Raw genomic sequence first — 22,134 nt, 5'->3', positions numbered from 1 at the left:
TTTTCTCTCTAGTTCAGTTTCACTTCACTGCTACCAATATTCTGATTGGTAGCAGTGAAGTGCGTTATATATGTTAAAGCATCTAAGTTACAGCGCTAATGATCGCCTTAATCAGGCTTCACACGTCTAATCAATTATTACTACATCTATACACAATATTTAATTATTTGCCTTTTTTAAGAAAAGGGCTAAAAGTAGGGGGGTGTGTCAAATAGTTTATTCTTGATTAATGTAACGGTTTAGAAGGTATGTTGGTGGAAAATTCAAAAAAAAATTCAGGCGAGTTGTTTTCAGATGAGACGATGCAATATGTAAAAGATTCTTTCTACCATGTTGATGTCGATTTAAATGGTCGTCACCGTTTGTTTTTTGATAATGCTGGCGGCTCTTTCCGTTTGAAAAAAGCGGTAGAACGATACGCTGAAATTTCGGCTAGCCCAGATTGTCTCGATCGAATGCATGATACGGCAGTCCACCTTCAAGGGATACAGAATAAAGGTCAGGAAGACTTTCGAATGTTGCTAAATGTTGAAGGCGGCACGGTTTATACAGCACTCACCGCATCCAAAGCGATGTTCGATATGGTGCGAGTCATTACAGAAAATGTTGCTGGTACAAATATAGTGACTACAATTCTGGAGCACCCTTCGTCCTATGATGCGATGGAGTTAAACGCTAGCCGCACCAATCGAGAGCTGCGTGTCGCGAAAAGCAACCCAGTCACTGGTGGTGTTGATGTTGATGAGGTTATAAGTTTAGTCGATGAAAATACTGCACTTTTAAGTGTGATTTACGCCTCGAATATTTCAGGTGCAAAACTCGATGTTGAGTCGATTGTTGCTGCTGCCAGAGCAATCAAACCCGATTTATATATCATTGTTGATGCTGTCCAGCATGCGCCTCACGAAATCATCGATTTGAAAAATATTCCAATCGATGGCATCAATATCGCACCGTATAAATTCTTTGGTTGTCGAGGCATGGGGTTAGCATGGTTATCTGAGCGAGCGGCAGAATTGCCACACGACAAACTCAGCGGCAAGAAAAGCCATATCTGGGACTTAGGCAGTTCTGATCCAGCGCAGTACGGCATGTTCACTGAAGTGATTGATTATGTTTGCAGTCTTGCAACCAGAGAAGATCAAGACCTTAAAGAAGCAACAAGACGTAATCAATTTACTGCAGGCATGCAGATGATTGCACTGCACGAGCGAGCCTTATTATCAAGAATGTTGAACGGTGCGGATGGCGCTACAGGATTGCGCGAGATGGAGAATCTCGACGTCTATTTAGATCACGATGATCTGACAAAACGCGATTTGATTCTAGCGATTAACTTTAAAAAGATAGACCCTGCTTCTGCCGTTAAAGAATACGATAAACAAGGCGTGACCGTGTTTGAAAGAGTGAACACCAGCCTGTATTCAAAACGTATGCTCGAATCATTTGATCTCGAAGGCGCAATCAGAGTTTCGCCTTTGCATTGTCATTCAATCGAAGATGTTGATAAGTTTTTAGCGATTACTCAGAAAATGGCAAACGCATAAGCGTTTTGAACGCGCTATATGGTTATATGCCATATAAAAATAACGATTAGAACCCCCCCCTAGCTCTGCATAAATTCTATTTACGTTTTTTAAAAGCAAAAACGTAATATCATTCAAAGTAGGGGGGTGACTGCTAGACTTCATAAAACAGCAATTATCAGAGTGATTGCTGTTTTAAATGCTCGGGTTCTCCCTACAAGTTCCATTTGCTCAGGCTTATTTCAGCTATCCAGAAAGTACATTGCAATCAATGCAAAGCAACAAGGTGTCACATGGAACAGGTTCAGGAAAATACTCTAGATCAAATTGAAAAAAGGAATATAGCAACCGGTTTTGCTTTTGCTATCGCGGGCACCACCTTATTTTCATTAAAGTCGGTATTGATAAAAATGGCCTTTAACGAAGGTATCGATGCCACCACGCTTTTAATGATTCGAATGATGATCGCCATGCCGTTTTATTTGATAGTTCTCGCTTATGCGATCAAAACCCGCCCTCAAAAAGCCGCAGAATTGCGAACCAGCGATTTCTTTCTAATCGTCGGTTTGGGTTTTATGGGGTATTACCTCGCATCTTATCTCGATTTCCTCGGGCTTGAATATATAACCGCTCAACTGGAACGTTTAACCTTGTTCACCTATCCGGTGATGGTGGCTTTGCTGAGCTGGATATTTTTTGGCGAGAAAATTACCGGTCGGGTGTTTGCATCGCTGATTATTAGTTATCTCGGCGTTACTTTTCTGTTTATGAACGAATCATCAGGTGAGAATAGTAATACTGGGCTTGGAACTCTTTTAGTTGGTGGCGCTGCGTTGAGCTTTTCCCTATACGTGATATTCAGCAAATCGTTTATTACGCGCCTAGGTAGTCTTATTTTTACCAGCATCGCGATGTCTACTGCAACCATCTGGATTGTGATTCAATTCTTCAGCACCCGCGACTTAAGTGATTTAAATGTTTCCCCTAAACTTTGGCTATTAGGTTTTTTATTAGCTATTTTTTGTACCCTGATTCCCAGCTTTTTTACTAGCGAGGCGATCAGTCGTATTGGTGCCACCCGCATGAGTATTACTGGCAGCATCGGTCCGGTGGTAACTATTCTGTTGGCGGTATGGTTGCTGGACGAAGCGTTCGGCTGGACTCATGCAATCGGTTTATTGATGGTAATGATAGGTGTGGGCTTACTCAGGGCTAAAAAAAGCCCCGGTAAATTAATCAGCTGGATAAAAAAGTCACCCCCCCACTTATAGGCGTTTTTTATCTATGAGATAGACCTATCAGTTACTGGATAATAGTGTATTTTGTGAAGATTGCTTATCGGCTTTGATAAAGTAATCTTTAAGGTAATCGATCAGCAGGCGTAGCTTTTTTGATCCGGCACTGCCCGGCGGAAACACACCGTAAACATCGATATTATCGAGATGATAATCTTCTAATACCCTTTCTAATAAACCGGCCTTAATTTTGGGCCAGGCATCGTAAAGAGGTATTCGCCCTAAACCATGCCCGCCTTCAACAAAGGCGGTACGAGCCGCCGCATTATTGGTGCTAATGCTACCTTTGACGGCAACACTGTATGAGCGTCCGCCTTTGCTTAAGGTAATCGCCCCCGAGGTGAGCTTATAAATTACCCACGCATGTTGTGATAATTCTGAAGGTGTCGATGGGCGACCGTGCTTTTTTAAATAGGCCGGTGAACCACATAAGCAGGTGGGTAAGGTAGATAGCTTGCTCGCCTGTAAGCCTGAATCAATTAACGGCGCCCCACGAATAGCCAGATCAATACCTTCCTGCATGATATTCACCACCTCGTCTGTGAGCATCACGTCTAATTCTATTTTTGGGTAGAGGCGACGAAAGTCGTTGAGCGCTGGCACTAGAATCTGTAAACCGACGTTAACCGGGCAAGTGATTTTTAATAAGCCGACGGGTTCGTTTTTAAGGTTTTCCATTTGCTGATTCGCTGTAGCAGCTTGTTCAGAAATGATCCGGCAGGATTGGTAATACTCCATTCCCGCTTCGGTTAATGCGATCGATCGGGTGGAACGATTCAGCAGTTTTACGCCAAGCTGAGATTCCAGCTTTTTTATGTGGTAACTCACAACGGCTCGGGATAAGCCAATATGTTTGGCGGCAGCGGTCAGGTTGCCTTGCTCCACCACCTGAGCAAACACCACCATGCTTTTAAGTTGTTCAAATTGCACATCCATGCATGGATTGTATCAATAATTCTAACAGTGTTGTTAAATTTCTCCTTATTGTTCAATTTGTCTATCAGGAATAGAATGCCCTCAACGTCTAAATATCAGACGAACCCTATTAACTTTGAAATAAGTTTTAACAAATAAAAGAAGAGATAAAACAATGACTGATTCAAAAAGTAAAAAAATATTAATGGTACTTACCTCTCATGCAGAGCTCGGAGACACCGGAGAAAAGACAGGTTTTTGGATTGAGGAATTTGCTGCACCTTATTACACCTTTGTAGATGCCGGTGTTCAGATAACTCTAGCGTCACCAGCAGGTGGACAACCTCCAATAGATCCAAAAAGTGAAATGGAAGATTTTCAAACAGCTTCGACTAAACGCTTTGATGAAGATAAAGAAGCGCAAGCATTAGTGGCAAATACACACAAGCTAGCAGAAATGAAATCTTCAGATTTTGACGCTGTATTCTACCCAGGCGGTCACGGCCCATTATGGGATTTAGCAGAAAATGCAGATTCTATTGCACTAATCGAAAGTTTCCTCGCCGACAATAAGCCGATTGCTGCGGTATGTCATGCACCAGCTGCCTTCCTGAATATTAAAGATGCTGATGGCGAATTTTTTGTTAAAGGCAAAGCAGTTACTGGTTTCACAAATACCGAAGAAGAAGCCGTGGAATTGACTGATGTTGTGCCTTTCTTATTAGAAGATGAACTTGTGAAACGTGGTGGCGATTATCAAAAAGTATCTGACTGGAATGCTTTTGCAATTCAAGACGGTTTACTGATTAGTGGCCAAAACCCTGCAAGCTCAGAGCTAGCAGCAGAAAAATTATTAGCTGCACTTTCTTAAGTGTAGCCATAAAAAGATACGGAGAAAATAATGTTAAATTTTAGTTTTCAAAATACCACTCAAATTCATTTTGGCGAAGGCCAGATTAAAGTACTGAGTGACGTAATTCCAAAGACATCAAAAGTATTAGTCACTTATGGTGGCGGTTCTATCAAAGGCAATGGTGTTTATGATCAGGTTGCTGCTGCATTAAGCGAGCATACCTGGTTCGAGTTTTCTGGCATCGAGCCAAACCCGAAATACGACACTTTGATGAAAGCGCAGGATTTAATCAAAGAACATGATATCGACTTTTTATTAGCAGTTGGTGGTGGTTCAGTTATCGATGGCACTAAGTTCATTGCAGCTGCAGCGCTATTTGAAGGAGATGATCCATGGGACTTCGTCGCTAAAGGGGCAGCGGTAACCAAGGCGTTGCCACTAGCATGTGTACTAACACTGCCAGCAACGGGTTCTGAGTCAAATAGTGGTTCGGTAGTTACTCGTGATGGCAACAAACTGCCATTTATGAGTCCTTTTGTGCAGCCTCAATTTGCGGTACTTGATCCTTCAGTAACATTGTCGTTATCTGATCGACAAATCAGCAATGGCGTCGTCGATGCGTTCGTACATACCATGGAGCAATACCTGACTTACAGCGTTAACGGCAAAGTACAAGATCGTTTTGCAGAAGGCTTATTGCAAACGCTTATCGAAGAAGGACCAAAAGCATTAGTCGCTGAAACTAAGAATGATTTAGAAGTTCGTGGCAACATTATGTGGGCGGCAACCATGGCATTGAATGGCCTAATTGGTGCAGGCGTTCCACAAGATTGGTCGACTCACATGATCGGACATGAATTAACCGGTGCTTATGGTATCGACCACGCGCGTACTCTGTCGATCGTATTACCTGCGGTAATGAAAGTATGTACCGAAGCTAAGCGAGAGAAATTATTACAGTTTGCTGATCGTGTCTGGAACCTTACTGAAGGTGATGAAGATTCACGCGTGAGTCGTGCGATTGAGCTGACTGAAGAATTCTTTAAAACCATGCAAGTGCCGACTCGTTTGTCTGATGTTGATTTAGGTGAAGCCGATATCGACGGCTTGATTGAAAAGCTAACACAGCACGGCATGGTGAAATTAGGTGAACACGGCGATATTACGCCTGAAGTTAGCCGTAAAATCTTAGTGACTGCACTGTAAACAGCAGTCTTTAAAAGAGGAAAAATGATGACAATTTCAAATAAACAAAACGCTGAAAATAACCGTCAATGGCTATTGGCAGCTCGCCCACAAGGGGCGCCAAAATTAAGCGATTTTAATTTTGTAGAAACAGATATACCAACGCCAAAAGAAGGCGAAGTGCTACTGCGTACAGTGTACTTATCGCTAGACCCTTATATGCGTGGCCGTATGAATGATGCGAAATCATACGCAGAACCGGTAGCGATTGATGAAGTGATGGTAGGCGGAACAGTATGTCGCGTAGCAGAATCTAATCACCCGGATTATGAAGTCGGTGAATGGATACTTTCGTATTCTGGCTGGCAGGATTATTCGATTTCGAATGGCGCTGGCTTATTGAAATTAGGCAAAGAGCCTGTAAAACCTTCTTACGCTTTAGGCGTGATGGGTATGCCGGGAATGACTGCTTATATGGGCTTGCTGGATATCGGACAACCTGAAGCGGGTGAAACCGTGGTGGTCGCAGCTGCGACTGGAGCCGTTGGCAGCATGGTTGGTCAAATTGCCAAAATACAAGGCTGTAACGTCATTGGTATTGCTGGTGGCGAAAAGAAATGTCGCTCTGCCGTTGAAGATCTCGGTTTTGATGCGTGTATCGATCACAAAGCCCCAGATTTTGCTGAGCAATTAGCAAAAGCCTGTGATACTGGTATCGATGTGTACTATGAAAATGTCGGTGGCAAAGTATTTGATGCAGTTCTACCGTTATTAAACCCTAAAGCACGTGTGCCATTATGTGGTTTGATTTCACAATACAATGCGACTAGCTTGCCAGAAGGTCCTGATCGTTTATCAATGCTTATGGGTACCTTGTTAACCAAACGAATCAAGATGCAAGGCTTCATCGTATTTGATGATTATGGCGACCGTTATGATGAATTTAGCCAAGCCATGTCTAAGTGGTTGCAAGAAGGTAAAATTAACTACCGCGAGCATCTAGTTGACGGCTTAGAAAATACCGTAGAGTCATTTATTGGTTTGCTAGAAGGTAAGAACTTCGGCAAGTTAATAATGCTGGCAGGTCCTGAAGCGCTTTAAGCGTTAAATGTTTTAGAAACTTACTGCCATTGTTATGAACTCGTTTATAACCTTGTTTATGACAATGGCCTGATTAAAAAAACGGTAAGAGTAAAAGGAAATTAAATGAAAGCAGTCAGAATTCACGAATATGGCAACAGAAATGTTTTAGCATTTGAAGATGCGCCTATGCCGAGCATAACTTCTAGCGAAGTACTGGTTAAGGTTGTTGCGGCATCGGTAAACCCAGTGGACTGGAAAATTAGAGAAGGCTATCTGAAAGAAATGGTTCCTTATTCTATGCCAGTTACTTTAGGCTGGGATGTATCTGGGGTTGTTACAGAAGTTGGATTCGACGTCACTCGCTTTAGTGTGGGTGACTCTGTGTACTCTCGACCGGATATAAAGCGTAATGGTACATATGCTGAATATGTAGCTATTCAGGAAAATGAAGTTGCACTCAAGCCACTAACTATTTCACACAATGAAGCGGCTTCTTTACCTTTAGCAGGCATTACTGCCTGGGAAGCGCTAATAACAACAGCACAAATATCCGCAGGCCAAAAGGTACTGATTCATGCAGGATCGGGTGGTGTAGGAACACTTGCCGTTCAGATTGCGAAATCACGCGGTGCTTATGTCATTGCAACCACTTCTGGAAAGAATAAAGCCCTTGTGGAATCGTTAGGAGCTGATGAAGTCATTGACTATCAGACTCATAACTTTGCCGAAGTTCTAAGTAATATTGACGTCGTTTTCGATACGCTTGGTGGAGATATTCAAGAGTCATCTTGGTCGGTATTGAAACAAGACGGTATTCTGGTTTCTATCGTTAGTCCTCCGTCTGAGGAAAAAGCAAAAGAACTGAATGTTCGAAGTGCTTTTGTTTTTATCGAACCGAATGCTCCTATCCTCGAAGAGTTGTCTAAATTAGTTGAGCAGGGAAAACTGCGCCCAGTTATTGGTGCTGAATTTGCACTAAAAGATATAGTAAAAGCGCATACTCTGAGTGAATCAGGACGCACAGTAGGCAAGATTGTTTTGTATGTAGGTCAGCCCTAAACACTGTATTACTCTATACTGTTTAGCTAAATAAATAATTACAGGTGGCTTTCGTCTCTAAGTCTTAAGACGATAGCCACCTGTTATTTTTATTGGAATTCACTCAGGCTTGAATTTTAATACTCAGGTTTTTAGCGCTGCTAAATAACTAGCTTCATCATAAATTTACTACAACTAGTAAATATATTAATACCCCTATTAAAGGAAGCAGTTTAAACTTTTCATACTTCCTACTCTTTATCGCTTCTTTAGTGATAATTCTTGACTATAGTTAACGAACTATAAAGAATGCATAAAATATACCGATCGGTACAAATTGATACTATAAAATGAATAAATTAAATAGACTACTTATAATAAGTTTGGCGGTTTTTTTAACCGCTTGTGATCTGCCTAATGCAGCAGAAGCACCTGCTGCTCCAGCTGGAATGCCTCCAGCCCAGGTTATTAGCACTGTAGTAATGCCAATGGATGTTCCAGTGAGCTTTTCCTATACGGGTCAGGTAGCTGCTTCGCATGAGGTAGAAGTACGCGCGAGAACCTCTGGAATCATCGAAAAAAGATTGTATGAAGAAGGTCGCTTTGTCAAAGAAGGCGACCTGTTATTTACGATTGATCGTGCACCGTTGAATGCGGCCATGGCGGAAGCCAAAGCAGCGTTAGTGAGTGCTAAAGCGGCTAAAAGTAGTGCTCAGGCACAGTTAAAGAAAGCACAGCGTGATTATGCGCGGGTGATTCCTTTGGCGAATAAAAAATTATTAAGTCAAAGTGATAAAGACGATGCGGAATCAGCGCTGGAAATTGCGAAGGCTGCAATCTTACAAACTGATGCAACCATTTTGCAGGCAGAGACAGCGATAAAGACCGTTCAAATCAGTCTGGATTACACCAATGTAAAAGCATCGATTTCTGGTATTGCCGGACGCGCGATGAAATTACAAGGCAGTTTGGTTCAAGCGGGAAGCGACAGTTTATTAACGACGATTTCTCAAACCAATCCCGCTTATGTGAACTTTGGTATTCCTGAGCCAAAACAGATCAGTCAGCAACAAGAGATTAGCTCGGGTTTGCTGAAAATCCCTGCGTCGGGTTTCAAAGTGGCGTTGACTTCCAGTAATGGGCAGCAGCTTCCGCAAACAGGCATGGTGAGTTTTGAAGATTATAAAACCGACCCAAATACCGGTAACTTTGCTGTGCGAGCAACGGTTGATAATCCACAAAGACTTTTATCTCCGGGGCAGTTTGTACGAGTGAATTTGCTCGGTGCTATTCGCCCACAAGCGATTGTGGTGCCACAACGTGCCGTACTTGATAATCCGCAAGGCAAGTATGTGTATGTCGTTGGCAAGATGAAAGGCAAAGACGGTAACGAAATGACCGTTGCTCAACAGCGACCGGTTGAAGTCGGTGAATGGGTGCAACTCGACGGTGATTTGGAAAACGGCTGGATTATTAAATCAGGCCTGAATGCGGGTGATGAAGTTGTTACGGAAGGAAGTGCGCGTATCTTCTTCCCGGGTATGCCGATTATGACTGCTGCGGCAGCGGAGAAGGCGGCATCTAAACCATCTGCGCCAGTAAAAACCGAAGATGCCACAGAAAAAACGCCCCAAAGTGGGGGGGTGACTAAGAATAATTCAGAAGCGAATCAGCAACAAGCTGATGTGCAAAAGAAGGAAAAAACCACAGATTCTTCAAATCTCATGACCTCCGAATTAAAGAGTGAATTAGAAAATGAAATGCAGAGCTCGGTAGACAATAACACCAAGAAATCTATCAGTAATGAGACTGCCCAAATGAACAATAATAAAAAATCTTCAGAGCAATAATCGATGTTTTCTCAATACTTTATAAATCGACCGATATTTGCCTTCGTAATTTCGATCTTTATCATGATTGCGGGTCTTGCCGCGATGCGAACCTTGCCTGTGGCGCAATATCCGGAAATCGCACCGCCGACTGTTCAGGTGGTTGCTGTATACCCCGGAGCCTCTGCTGAAATAGCCGCGCAAACCGTTGCCACACCGTTAGAAAATGCCATCAATGGTGTTGAAGATATGTTGTATATGTCTTCAACCTCAACCTCTAATGGCGTGAGTACGATCACTATTACTTTTCAAATCGGTGCTGATGTTGATAAGGCCGCACTGAATGTAAATAACCGCGTAAAACAGGTAGATGCTCGCTTACCGCTGGAAGTGAGGCGTAATGGCGTTACCGTTTCCAAAGGCTCATCGGCATTCCTGCAGGTACTGGCGTTTTATTCTCCCGAAGAACGCTATGATGATTTGTATATATCCAACTACATAACCTTGAATGTGCTGGATAAGCTCAAGCGTATTCCCGGTACCACCAATGTGCAGATTTTTGGTGCGAAAGATTACGCCATGAGAATCTGGGTAAAGCCCGATCAACTCACAAAACTAGGTTTAACCATTACTGATGTGGGTGCTGCGCTAACCGAACAGAATGCGCAATTTGCTGCGGGTAAAATTGGTCAGTCGCCAATCAAAACCAATCAGGAAATGGTATACAGTATTACTACCAAAGGTCGACTTTCAACCGTTGAAGAGTTTGAAGATATTATTCTGCGAGCCAATGATGACGGTAGCTTACTGCGCTTAAAAGATGTCGCAAGAGTCCAATTGGGATCTAAAGATTATGAATTCAGAGGGCGAATTAATGGTTATCCTTCTACGCTGATAGGTGTGTTTTTACAGCCTGGTGCCAATGCATTGAGTGTCGCAGATGAAGTTCAAGGCACGGTTAAAACACTGGCTGACAGTTTTCCCGATGGTTTGGTTTACTCAACACCCTACGACACCACGCGCTTTGTTGAAGTTTCTATTCGAGAGGTACTGAAAACCCTTGGCGAAGCGATGTTGCTGGTGTTTCTTGTGGTGTATCTATTCTTACAAAACTGGCGTGCTACCTTGATTCCGACGCTAGCCGTTCCTGTTTCATTGCTGGGCACATTCGCTGGTTTACAATTACTTGGCTACTCAATCAATACTTTGACTCTGTTTGGTATGGTGCTTTCCATAGGTATCGTGGTCGATGATGCCATCGTGGTGCTGGAAAATGTCGAACGGATCATGCACGAAGAAGGTCTCAAAGCACGCGAAGCCGCATTCAAAGCGATGAAGGAAGTGAGCGGGCCTATTGTAGCAATCGTGCTGGTACTGGTTTCGGTATTTGTGCCAATTGCCTTTTTAGGTGGGCTTTCTGGTGAATTGTATCGGCAGTTTGCGATTACCATTTCAATATCGGTGACCTTGTCTGGAGTGGTCGCATTGACGATGACACCCGCCTTATGTGTGTTGATTCTTAAGCATGAACACAAAGGAACGAACTTTTTCTTCCGTGGTTTTAACACCTTTTTTGCCTGGGTGACACGCCGCTATGTGGGCACGGTAGGGTTTATGATTCGTCATTCGTTTATCACTATTCTGTTATTCATGGTGATGGTCGCCGCTACGGTTGGTTTGTGGAAAATCACACCGAATTCCTTAGTGCCTGATGAGGATCAGGGGTACTACATCGCCGCAGTTTTCTTGCCAGATGGGGCTTCACTGGATCGTACTGACAAGGTGGTTTCTGAAGTATTAAAAGCAATTAAATCCAATCCCAATAACGAAAATGTTGTGGCATTTACCGGTTTTGATTTCCTCGGTGGTGGTTATAAAAACAGTGCTGCAACGATGTTTGTTACACAAAAACATTGGGACGATAGAGATGTTCCGACCAAAGCGTTGGTGGGTGAGCTCTTTGCAAAAACGGCTCATATTAAAGAGGCCTTGGTTCTGGCATTTAATCCCCCTGCCATTTTTGGTTTAGGTAGCACCGGTGGCTTTGAGTTTTATTTACAGAATAAAGGCGAGGGCGGTTCGAAAGCGCTAGCCGCTGCCATGGATAAATTCAAAGGTGCGGCACAACAAGACCCACGTTTAGGTAGAGTAAATAGTTTATGGCGTCCTGCGACGCCACAGCTTTTTATCAATGTTGATCGCGAGCGCGCCAAGTCTTTAGGTATCTCACTGGATAGTGCGTTTAATACACTGGCGGCAGGTTTAGGTTCTTACTATGTGAATGACTTCAATAAATTTGGGCGCGCATGGCAAGTATTGCTGTCTGCTGATGCAGAATATCGAAAGACGCCAGATGATGTCGGTCGCATGTATGTTCGTAGCAATAAAGGTGAAATGGTGCCTTTATCGGCCTTCGCAAAAGTGGAATATAGTTCTGGCCCTGATACGATCGATCGTTTTAACAATCTACCCGCAGTTAAATTGATGGGTGAAGGTGCTCCTGGAATCAGTTCGGGACAGGCCTTGGATGCCGTTGAAGATATTGCCAAAAAGTCATTATCGTCTGATTTTACCTACGATTGGACCGGCTCATCTTTTCAGGAAAAGCAATCCAGTGGTAGCTCAGCGATGGCATTAGGCTTAGCGGTCATTATGGTGTTCTTGATTCTAGCCGCACTTTACGAGCGTTGGTCATTGCCGTTGTCTGTATTGCTGGCATTACCTTTTGGTACTTTCGGCGCGTTAGCAGCAGTTTATCTGCGTGATTTCACCAACGATGTTTATTTCCAGATTGGACTGGTGACATTGTTAGGACTGGCCGCCAAGAACGCCATTTTGATTGTTGAATATGCCTTATATAAAGTAGAAGATGGAATGAGTGCCACGGCTGGCGCGATGGAAGCAGCGCGTCTGCGATTCCGTCCGATTATCATGACATCGCTGGCGTTTATTTTAGGCGTAGTGCCTTTGGCGTTCTCTAGTGGTGCAGGTGCGGGAGCGCGTCAATCAGTAGGTACAGGTGTAATGGGCGGAATGTTGGCAGCAACGTTCCTTGCGGTATTCTTTTTGCCCTTCTTCTTTAAGTTACTGATAGATCGTAATTTGAAAACCAATCCTGCTGATTTTGAAAAAAAGGAAGACTAGCTTAAAAAAAAGGCTTAGCTTTGCATAAATTCCTTAAGTCATTTTAAACAGCTAAAAAAAGTCGCTTAAAGTAGGGGGATGACTTTCTTTTGTTTGCTTGGTGTCAGTTTTTTTTAATCTGGAAATAATTGATCTCTCCCGGGAAAATGCCCTGTCTTAAATTGCATTTTTCCGGGATTGACGACTAAAGATTTAAGCAGTGAACGCAATTCCATGTCGCGTTCTTCCAGCGATACTCTGGCTTGTTCTTGCCAGCTGAGTTTATGTCCGGCGTATCCACTAAAAGGAACGTCCGAAACTTCTATTTCGAACTCATGCTGAAATCTGTAATTACCTATTTCACTTCTGTCACATTTCCCTTTCCAGTAAACATCATATAGCCCAGATTTTGGGTTACGCTTAATAGTCATATGGTGATCTGCCATATCGTCCCATGACAGTATGTGAGAATGAAAAGCAGGGATTTCAAGTTTAGTATCATCATCCGTAATTGTGTCAGGAATGGGGTCGATGACTCGTGTGAAATCGTTTAAGCACTCTATGTCAAAACCCGATTTTGTATTGGCGATGACCATATCCTCGTGGCTGGCTATTGAGGTTGCATAAGCCGCTCCATAGCTTAGCCATGAATTGATCGATTCCCATTTAGGAGCTTCTTTATCTTGAACATTAGAGAGTTCCACATCAGATGTAGCAGGATAACAGTAATCCTCCGAACGAAATCTCAGATCTAATGTGGCTTTGGCAGGTATATCTCCTCTCGATTCGTGTAGCAAAACACCGAGTCGAAAGTCTTTCAAGGGGTGTCCGTCGGGCCATGGATTCCCTAGAAATTTTATTCTTCCATACATATTCAACACTCCTAAAAGCGTTATTTCTCTCTCGCAATAGATTTTATATATTATTAATCTATATCAAACAATTACCCAAATGTACGATTGCATTATGATATTGATTGTATATCCCTATCAATATAGTTGATATCTATGGCTTTATTTTATAAGAACAGGCTAATTCTACGTGCGATTACCTTGATTTTAAGAACCCTTAACTTTGAAGTAGAAACGGTGGTTGAAGGTGATAAAGCGGTAGAAAGCTATGTCAGGGCAGCTAGTGAAGGTAAACCTTTTGATGCAGTGATTAGTGACATCACTATTCCGGATGGCATGGTTGGTATAGAAACGATACAGAAAATAAAAGAAATCGATCCTTATGTTGTTGCCATTGTATCTAGTGGTTATTCAAATGATCCTGTTATGTCAGATCTGCAGAAGTATGGTTTTAAAGGCGTGTTAGAAAAGCCTTATTCAGTTGATAGACTAAAAACAGTATTGCAAAGTGTGCTCAGCTAAACTGATATGGTTTAGCTAGTCAAATATTGTTAAAATATTGTTCAAAGTCACCCCCCTACTTAGAGGGGGTTTTTATGATTAGTACCTGATTATCCTAAATGTGCAACAGCATCACGTTCATTGATGTCATCTTCATCGGCTAATTCTATAAAACCAATATCTTCCATAATGCCGTATGCTGCTGGCAACACCAGTAAAACGAGAAGTGTGGACGTCAACATGCCAAACACGATACTGGTGACCAAAGGAATCAATATCTGCGCTTGCAGACTGGTTTCTAGCAACAATGGTGCCATTCCGGCAACCGTGGTTATCGACGTGAGGAAAATAGCGCGGAAGCGATCATGAACTGCCTGACTGGCTGCATCATGCAATACCATGCCTTCTTTGACTCGATATTTTACAAATTCAACCAATAGAATCGAATCATTCACCACAACACCTGCCAGTGACACAAAACCAATCATGCTCGGCATGGTGAAATCTAGTCCCATAATATAGTGACCCCAGATTGCACCAATTAGGGCGAGTGGGATGTTTAGCATGACCACTAACGGTTCACGGTAATTTCTAAACTGTAAACTCAGCAATAAAAAGACCCCCATGAGTGCGAGGAAGAATCCAGAAAGGATCGAATTATTCGTTTCCGCGCCACTCTCAACTTCTCCTTTTAGAGCAATGTTTAAATCAGGGTAGCGTTTTCGTAAGTCGGGAAATAGACGCGCTTTGGTGTCATTTAAAACTTCAGAGGTATTTGCTTTTGCTGAGTCGATAGTGCCGAAGATATTCACTACACGCTGGTGGTTAACATGTCCGATACGTGCGTAATCACGATACTCTTCTACGGTGGCAACACTCACTAGCGGAATGCTTTCACCGGTTTTTGAGAAGATATATAAATCGTCAAAATCGGCTAATGCCTGATCCAGACTACTGTCGAGTTTGACGTTAATTTCATAGGCTTCTCGTCCCTTGTAAATATCATTTACTTTTGCGCCTTGATACGCCGCGCGTAATTGCGAGGAAATGGTTTGTGCATCTACTCCAGCAGCTAAGGCTCCTGGTAAAAGTTTTACTTTATACTGTGGTTTACCGGGGCGCAGATCATCAAGAATATTCGATACGCCGTCATAACCAATTAACCAGTTTTGAATTTCATAAGACGCCTTGGATAATTCATCGAGGTCGTTACCACTTAAACGAATTTCAATGGCGCGACCCGCTGGGCCTAGCGAAGGCTCTTTAAACTGTAAGCTAATGATTCCTGGTATATGTCCAGTATTCTCACGCCATGCTGGCTCAAAGTCTTTTAACGAGGTATTGCGTGATTCAGTATCGAGTATTTCCAGATTTACCGTCGCTAAATGCGCACCAGATTCGCTGGAGTCACTGTTTTCACTGTAGGCAACCTGAATGTTTTTGATCAAGGGGGCTGACTCATCGGGCTGGAATTGCTCTTGAGTTTTTCGCGCAGCAGAAATGAGTTTATCTACCAAGGCTTCCGTTTTTGCTAATGGTGTTCCTTGTGGAAATAAAATCCTTGCTTCGAGTCTATTGCCCTCTAGGTCTGGAAACGATTTAAATTTAATCGTGCCGGTTGCCAGCATGCCAATGGACAATACCAGCATCGCAAAAGCGATACCCACAGTGATATAGCGGTAAGTGATTGCAGTACGCGCAAGTGAAGTGAATAGGTCTCGAAGTCTTAAGAAGTTAGCCTCAAATACCTGGCGCCATTTGGCTTTCTCTTTGTCATGACTGTGCTCCAGAGAATGTCTAAGGTGATGGGGTAACACCAGAAAGGCTTCAAGCAAGCTAAAGGTTAGCACCGAGAGTAACACCACCGGCAGCACCCCCATCACCTGGCCTATGTCACCCTTCATAAATAACAAGCTTCCGAATAATAATGCTGAGGTCACAAAGGATGAAAACACCCCTCGAGCGACTTTTTGCGTGCCAATAATGGCGGCATCTTTCGGGCTTTTCCCATGATTATATTCGTGGGAAATACTTTCGGAGAGCACAATAGCGTCATCCATCAAGATACCGATTGCCATCAATAAGGCAACCATCGAGATCATATTGATGCTGACCCCTAGAGCACTCATAACCGCTAAACCGCCGAGGAATGAGACAGGTAATCCCAGTGCAACCCAGAAGGTATAGCGGAAATTGAAGAACAAAAACAGCACAAGAGTTGCCAGAAACAAACCTTGCCAACCATTTTTTAATAATAGCTGTAGACGGTCTTTAACGATACTGGCGCCATCTTTGGTAAGTGTAAGTTCAGTGCCATCCGGTAGACGCACATTTTCTTCATCAACGAAGCCTTTCACCGCATCGTAAATGGTAATGGTGTCGTCACTGGTATTCTTATTTACCGTGAGTAGGGCAGCCTGTTTGCCATCTAACTCTACTCGCTCTTCCTGATTTTCAAATTGATCTTCAATTGTGGCGATATCGCCTAATCGAATTTCGCCACCTTTACTAGTATTGATGATGACCAAAGAAGCGAGTTCCGATGCCGTTTTACGGGCGTTATCAAAACGAATTTGATACGAAGTATCTTTGGATTCAAGAATGCCAGCGGGTAATTCTAATGATTGTGATTTAATCAAATCAGCAATACCTTGAATGCTTAAATCGTATTTCAGCATTGCTTCGGGTTTAACCAGAACATTTAATTGATGCGTTGAGAAACCGGATACGGTCACAATCGGCACTTGTGGTATCGACAGTAATTTATCGCGGTAATACTCAGCCAGGGTTTTGAGTTCGGGCGAAGATAAGCTGTTTGCAGTGATTGCTACGGTGACAACAGATTCCGTTCTACCTAATTCGGTAATGACTGGGTCTTCGGTATTTTCGGGAAAGTCTGTAATCCCATCTACCGCAGATTTTATATCATCAATAAACTGGCGGATTTCACCGCTTTCCTGCATTTCCAAGGTGAGCATGCCGATATTATCGCGCGCTTCACAACGTTGCTCTTTGGTGAAACTAATGCCATCTGTGGCATCTTCCAGGGGGTTACAGATACCTTCTTCAACATCAGAAGGAGAGGCGCCAGGATAAGCCACCGATACTTGGACCTGATTCAGTTCAATTTTAGGAAAGGTCTCCTTATTCAACCCGGGCAGGGCAACTAAACCAATGGCGATAATCGCCAACATTAAGATATTGGCGGCAGTCGGATGAGACGCGAAATAACGAATCATGACTCTTTACCCAGCGCCATTGCTTTAATCTCATTCTGAAAATCGTCAGATTCAATCAGCTCAAGTTTAATGCCTTCGATGACAGGAACCAGATCACTGGTGATGATTTTATCTCCGGCTTTAAGTCCATCCTTGATAACCACCAACTGACCTTGAGAAAAACTAACCGTGATAGGACGGATAACCAGGGTATTTTCAGCACTAACAGCGTAAACACGATTTTGATGCAATGCTTTACGCGGAATCACTAACATGTTTTTTGCCTGTGCAAGAAACTCCACAGAGGTATACATACCTTTGAGTAATGGCGGACGTTGCCCGGGGATAACACCGTCATAAGGCTTTTCTACAGAGACTACCATGCCGACGGTATCTCTGGTTGGGTCGACAGATTCACTCAAGCGGATTAATTTACCATCCCATTCTGCGCTTGTTTCACTACCGACAATGCGTACTTTTGCATCTAGATTCCAGTTGGTAATAGCTTGTTGTAGATTGCCTAGATTCTGTGCCTTACCTTGCTCAGGCATTGCATTCATGGTGCTTGCCAAAGGTCGAAGATGATTAACAGGCAGTTGTGCATTAATCTCTACTGCCTCTACGCCCAAGGCTTCGAATAATTGTCCTCCAGCAGAAATGAATTCACCCGCATCGACTGATACTTCACCAATTCTGGCATCAAAAGGTAATACAACTTCAGTTCTAACCAAGGTGTCTTTGCTTTGGTCTACCTGACTTTCAGATTGCTTTATTTGAGCGCGTATCGATGCTTTTCTACTGGCATATGTATCCAGGTTACCTTGTAAATCCTGTACGGCAGAACGGAGCTGAAGTACTTTCTGCTCTTCAATATCCAGTTGATTACGCGCTAGCGTGCGTTTGTTTACCAACACCTCAACTCTTTTGAGTTCTGCTAATCCTAGATTCAAATTCTTTTGCGCAATTGCTAATGAGCGTTTTGCACTTTGTTCTTCTGCTTCGATTTGTTTTAAAGAAGACTGACTGCTGGCTAAACCTGCTTTACTGGAATCTAACGAAATCTGAAACGTAGTTGTTTCAATTCTTAGTACCGTTGTGCCTTTTGGCAAACTACCACCCTGTTTTAGATCAGGATGTATATAACTAATTTTGCCATTTACTTCAGACTTGGCTTGTAAAACCGTTGCTGGCTCAACATTGCCGTAAGCGACAGCACGAGTCCTAAAAGGTATTTTTTCAACCGTCAGAACTTCGACCGTTTTAACCGGAAACTGGACTTCTTTATGCTCGACTGCCTGTTTTGATTTAACTTGCATCACCACAAAAGCAACAGCGGCAGCGATAATAAGAGGAAGGAAGATGAAATTCTTTAGTATTTTTTTCATGAGTTAAGGTCTTGAAAGTAGTCTGAAAAATTTATTGCAAAGTCCTTTATAAAGCTTTCTTTTAAGCTTTATCTAAGCGCTTCTCATCGCTTATGGGAAAGTAATTACAAAAAATGTTGCAGCGGATAATAACAAACAAATGAAGTAGGGAAATTGATCTATTCGTAATATCGTGTAAATAAACCGAATAAAAAAGTGCCTAAAAGGTAGGGGGTGACTAAAAAAGTAAGTTCTTGAAGCCTTTAATATAGCTTTCAAGAAAGGCTTTCGGTTATTTCCTCTCCACGACATTTTCTGGATGACCAGTACCAGGCGGCAATACCAACCAACATATTAGAAGCGGCAGTGGCAATATAAATACCCTGCAAACCAAAGGCGTTCGATAATACATAAACCAGCGGTAAATAAATCACAAGCAGTCTTGAAAAGGTAAATACCAAGGCAGGAATTGGGTTGCCAATGCCGTTTGCGACGCTGTTCGTCATCATCACCATGCCCAGAAAGCAGAAGGTTAGAGATACGATCATTAGGTAACTTTTTGCGGAGTTAAGCGCAGCTTCGTTATCCGTAAATGCGCTAAGTAAATAATCAGAGGTGAGCCAGAGTAAAGTAGCTATTCCAATTCCCCATACCCAGGAAAAACGATAACCAAACTTGATAGCTTCTTGTAAACGATCAAGTTTATTTGCGCCCCAGTTTTGACCCGAAAAAGGTGCGAGTATGGCGGATAACGCCATAAGAACAATCAGCATAAAACTTTCTACACGTGCAGCAATACCGTAGCCTGCGACTGCATCACTGCTGTAACTTGCAACCAACCAGGTGGTAACCGCAATCGATAGTGGAGAAATAATATTACTGGCTGCTGCAGGAATTGCTAAGCGTAGAATCGCTTTCCATCGAGGCCAGATACGATGGTAGCAATGCTCCAAGGCAAGAAAGTCCAGTTTAAAGCGTAATACATAAATACTGGCCATAAACGCCACGGAGAAAGAGATAATCGTCGCCAGTGCTGCACCTTTCAATGCCATTGCTGGAAATCCAAACCAGCCAAAGATAAGGATGGGGTCGAGGATTACATTGACGATTGCGATACCAATCATAATGTAACTCGGTAACTTGGTGTTACCAGCGGCACGTATCGCTGAATTGCCTACCATGGGAACAACGATCAGGAAGCTGCCAAGATACCAGATATTCATATAATCATGAATTAATGGCAAAACAGAATCAGGTGCCCCAAGCAAACGAAACACTGGGTCGATCGTCGAAATTCCAATGATAGCGAGAATAATCGCTATACCTAGTGCGATCAAAATGGATGAGGTGGTGTATCCGCGAACTTCGTCGAGCTTTTTGCTACCAATCGCTCGCGAAACTAGTGACGACGCGCCAATACCGATGCCAAAGGCAACGCTACTCATAATCATCACGATGGGAAAAGTAAAACCCATCGCCGCTAATTCGTCGGTGCCGAGTTGGCCGACGAAATAGGTATCTGCAAGATTCATGCTGATAACAGCAAAAATGCCCCAAATCATGGGTAATGCCTGACCTAATAAAAGTCGGGGTACATTACCTTCGGTGAGGTCAGAAGTTTGCATAAGTAGTGGTTTTTCCTGATTGTAGTGTAGGTTGATACAATTTGAGTATAGCCTGTGTTCTCAGGCGTTATAGTCTAAAAAAGCGCCCTTGCTCTGCATAAATTCTATTTAGGTTTTTAGAAGACAAAAACCTAATATCATTCAAGTAGGGGGTGCTAATCGTATTTGTAATTATTCTTTGCTTTTCAATATCTTTAGAAATGCCTGCACTTTTGCAGATCGGTGCAAATCACCATGTGTAACAAGCCAATGCCTGACACTCCATTCATCAATGGGAGGAAATATTTCTACCAGATCCTGATTCAGTTTCGCTCTTTGTTCTGTCATGAAGCCTATTCCAATCCCTGATGCCAGAGCAAGCTCAAGTAGATTTGTATCAGTGCAGCGGAACACAATATTCTTACTTGGAACATTGTTTTCTATCCATACCTGAAATTGCGGTTTACCTTTTTTGCTGTCTATATTTTCAAAACCAAGAAAGGAGTGCTCTGCAATATCCTTGATTGAGTTAGGTTTACCTTTTCGCGAGACATAATCTGCATGCGCATACATACCGACAGGATGTGTGGCAAATGGTTGAACAACATTGTCTGGCTGATTGGGCTCAGGGCCTGTTCGAACGGCTATGTGAGCTTCGCCATATTCGAGTTTAAAAAGTTTGTCACTGGTTAAATAACGCACGGTTGTTTTAGGATTTTGTGCCTGAAAAATTCCAATAGCTGGCATCAATAACGGCGCAACAATGTTTAACGAGGTGACAATTAGTTCTCCGGTGAGCTCTGTTGAACGTCCTTTACTCCGACCTGCAAATTGATTGAATTGGTCATCAGTTGCTTGTGCCACTCGCATTAAATCTAAACCAGATTCTGTTGGAATATAACCACGTGTGTGTCTTTGAAAAAGCTTTTCACCTAACTCTTCTTCAAGCGCATCAATATGTCGCAGCACGGTTGCTCTGTGAACACCCAGTGCTTCGGCCGCGGCACTGATGGTCCCTAAACGCGCCACTTGATAGGCTGTTTTTATTTCATTCCATTTATTCATTTCACCGCTATTGTAAAAGCTCTTCGATAATTTAATAAGTTGCAAAAATGCGCAGATTAAGAGCAATATTGCTCATTGAGCATATTTGTGCAACATATTAAAGTTGTTTTAATTAAAATACATTTTATTACCGAATAGGAAAACCCAATGAAAGTTTTAGCTTTTGCTGCATCAAGCAGTCGCCAATCAATCAATAAACAATTAGTGACTCATGCTGTCACTGTTTTAGAAAAGGAGATCAAGGAAAATATCGAAAGTGAATTGCTTGATCTGAACGATTTTGAAATGCCGATCTACAGTATCGATCGCGAGAATGAAGGCGGTATTCCAGAGCTAGCTAAACAATTCTTTAATAAAATTGGTGAGGCTGATGCATTAGTCATTTCATTCGCTGAGCACAACGGCACCTACACGGCCGCTTATAAAAATATTTTCGATTGGGTCTCGCGCATAGATTCTAAAGTCTTTCAGGGCAAGCCGATGATAATAATGTCTGCATCTCCAGGGCCTGGTGGCGCTGCCAGTGTTTTGAAAACAGCGAAAGAGTCTGCTCCGTTTTTTGGCGCAGATATCAAAGCGAGTTTTTCAGTCGCTTCTTACTACGATGTGTTTGATAGTGAGACAGGGCAGTTGGCTGATGCGGAGTTGAGTAACACATTACGTGAATCACTAGCCAAGCTTTAG

The 22,134-nt window shown here is 42.8% G+C and carries 16 protein-coding genes; 10 read left to right on the top strand and 6 right to left on the bottom strand.

The window, feature by feature from the left end:
• Nucleotides 1–254 precede the first annotated feature (254 nt).
• On the top strand, nt 255–1,547 hold the full coding sequence (locus Q1A31_RS08025; protein WP_299874912.1) for an aminotransferase class V-fold PLP-dependent enzyme: 1,293 nt from the start codon (nt 255–257) through the stop codon (nt 1,545–1,547).
• A gap of 272 nt (nt 1,548–1,819) precedes the next feature.
• A complete protein-coding gene (locus tag Q1A31_RS08020; RefSeq protein ID WP_299874909.1) occupies nt 1,820–2,797 on the top strand; it encodes a DMT family transporter in 978 nt (325 codons plus the stop codon).
• Nucleotides 2,798–2,824: 27 nt separating this feature from the next.
• On the opposite strand, the gene Q1A31_RS08015 is transcribed toward Q1A31_RS08020, so the two are convergent.
• Nucleotides 2,825–3,757, bottom strand: a complete 933-nt coding sequence (locus Q1A31_RS08015; RefSeq protein ID WP_299874906.1) for a LysR family transcriptional regulator — start codon at nt 3,755–3,757, stop codon at nt 2,825–2,827.
• A gap of 154 nt (nt 3,758–3,911) precedes the next feature.
• On the opposite strand from Q1A31_RS08015, the gene Q1A31_RS08010 reads away from it, so the two are divergent.
• The 6 genes from Q1A31_RS08010 to Q1A31_RS07985 all read left to right on the top strand — a co-directional run bounded on the left by Q1A31_RS08010 (nt 3,912) and on the right by Q1A31_RS07985 (nt 12,868).
• Complete coding sequence (locus Q1A31_RS08010; protein ID WP_299874903.1) at nt 3,912–4,607, top strand: type 1 glutamine amidotransferase domain-containing protein; 696 nt, start codon at nt 3,912–3,914, stop codon at nt 4,605–4,607.
• Nucleotides 4,608–4,637: 30 nt separating this feature from the next.
• Entirely contained in the window at nt 4,638–5,795 is a 1,158-nt protein-coding gene (locus Q1A31_RS08005; protein ID WP_299874900.1) for an iron-containing alcohol dehydrogenase, read from the top strand.
• A gap of 24 nt (nt 5,796–5,819) precedes the next feature.
• Complete coding sequence (locus Q1A31_RS08000; RefSeq protein WP_299874897.1) at nt 5,820–6,875, top strand: NADP-dependent oxidoreductase; 1,056 nt, start codon at nt 5,820–5,822, stop codon at nt 6,873–6,875.
• A gap of 105 nt (nt 6,876–6,980) precedes the next feature.
• On the top strand, nt 6,981–7,916 hold the full coding sequence (locus Q1A31_RS07995; RefSeq protein WP_299874894.1) for an NADP-dependent oxidoreductase: 936 nt from the start codon (nt 6,981–6,983) through the stop codon (nt 7,914–7,916).
• A 329-nt stretch (nt 7,917–8,245) separates the two neighbouring features.
• A complete protein-coding gene (locus tag Q1A31_RS07990; RefSeq protein WP_299874891.1) occupies nt 8,246–9,745 on the top strand; it encodes an efflux RND transporter periplasmic adaptor subunit in 1,500 nt (499 codons plus the stop codon).
• 3 nt (nt 9,746–9,748) lie between these two features.
• Nucleotides 9,749–12,868: an efflux RND transporter permease subunit gene (locus Q1A31_RS07985; RefSeq protein WP_299874888.1), complete on the top strand. Its 3,120-nt coding sequence runs from the start codon at nt 9,749–9,751 to the stop codon at nt 12,866–12,868.
• A gap of 113 nt (nt 12,869–12,981) precedes the next feature.
• Here the strand turns inward: Q1A31_RS07985 and Q1A31_RS07980 are convergent, their stop codons facing one another.
• Nucleotides 12,982–13,719 carry a hypothetical protein gene (locus Q1A31_RS07980; protein ID WP_299874885.1) on the bottom strand — a complete coding sequence of 246 codons (738 nt, stop codon included), beginning with the start codon at nt 13,717–13,719 and terminating at the stop codon, nt 12,982–12,984.
• A gap of 135 nt (nt 13,720–13,854) precedes the next feature.
• Between Q1A31_RS07980 and Q1A31_RS07975 the strand changes: the two genes are divergently transcribed.
• The gene (locus Q1A31_RS07975; RefSeq protein ID WP_299874882.1) at nt 13,855–14,220 is read left to right on the top strand and encodes a response regulator; all 366 of its coding nucleotides are present in this window, start codon (nt 13,855–13,857) and stop codon (nt 14,218–14,220) included.
• Between the two features lie 89 nt (nt 14,221–14,309).
• On the opposite strand, the gene Q1A31_RS07970 is transcribed toward Q1A31_RS07975, so the two are convergent.
• The 4 genes from Q1A31_RS07970 to Q1A31_RS07955 all read right to left on the bottom strand — a co-directional run bounded on the left by Q1A31_RS07970 (nt 14,310) and on the right by Q1A31_RS07955 (nt 21,450).
• Entirely contained in the window at nt 14,310–17,438 is a 3,129-nt protein-coding gene (locus Q1A31_RS07970) for an efflux RND transporter permease subunit (RefSeq protein WP_299874879.1), read from the bottom strand.
• A complete protein-coding gene (locus tag Q1A31_RS07965) occupies nt 17,435–18,802 on the bottom strand; it encodes an efflux RND transporter periplasmic adaptor subunit (protein ID WP_299874876.1) in 1,368 nt (455 codons plus the stop codon). The genes Q1A31_RS07970 and Q1A31_RS07965 overlap by 4 nt, the downstream gene beginning before the upstream one ends.
• Nucleotides 18,803–19,056: 254 nt before the next feature.
• Nucleotides 19,057–20,406, bottom strand: coding sequence for an MATE family efflux transporter (locus Q1A31_RS07960; RefSeq protein WP_299874873.1), 1,350 nt, complete (start codon nt 20,404–20,406; stop codon nt 19,057–19,059).
• Nucleotides 20,407–20,577: 171 nt separating this feature from the next.
• Nucleotides 20,578–21,450, bottom strand: coding sequence for a LysR family transcriptional regulator (locus tag Q1A31_RS07955; RefSeq protein ID WP_299874870.1), 873 nt, complete (start codon nt 21,448–21,450; stop codon nt 20,578–20,580).
• Between the two features lie 147 nt (nt 21,451–21,597).
• Between Q1A31_RS07955 and Q1A31_RS07950 the strand changes: the two genes are divergently transcribed.
• Nucleotides 21,598–22,134 (top strand): NADPH-dependent FMN reductase, encoded by a 537-nt coding sequence (locus tag Q1A31_RS07950; RefSeq protein WP_299874867.1) that lies wholly within the window; start codon nt 21,598–21,600, stop codon nt 22,132–22,134.

The sequence above is a fragment of the uncultured Cocleimonas sp. genome (assembly GCF_947495625.1).
Taxonomy (GTDB): Bacteria; Pseudomonadota; Gammaproteobacteria; order Thiotrichales; family Thiotrichaceae; genus Cocleimonas.
The sequence above is the reverse complement of the archived record's forward strand: the minus strand, read 5'-3'. Positions and strand labels throughout refer to the sequence as shown.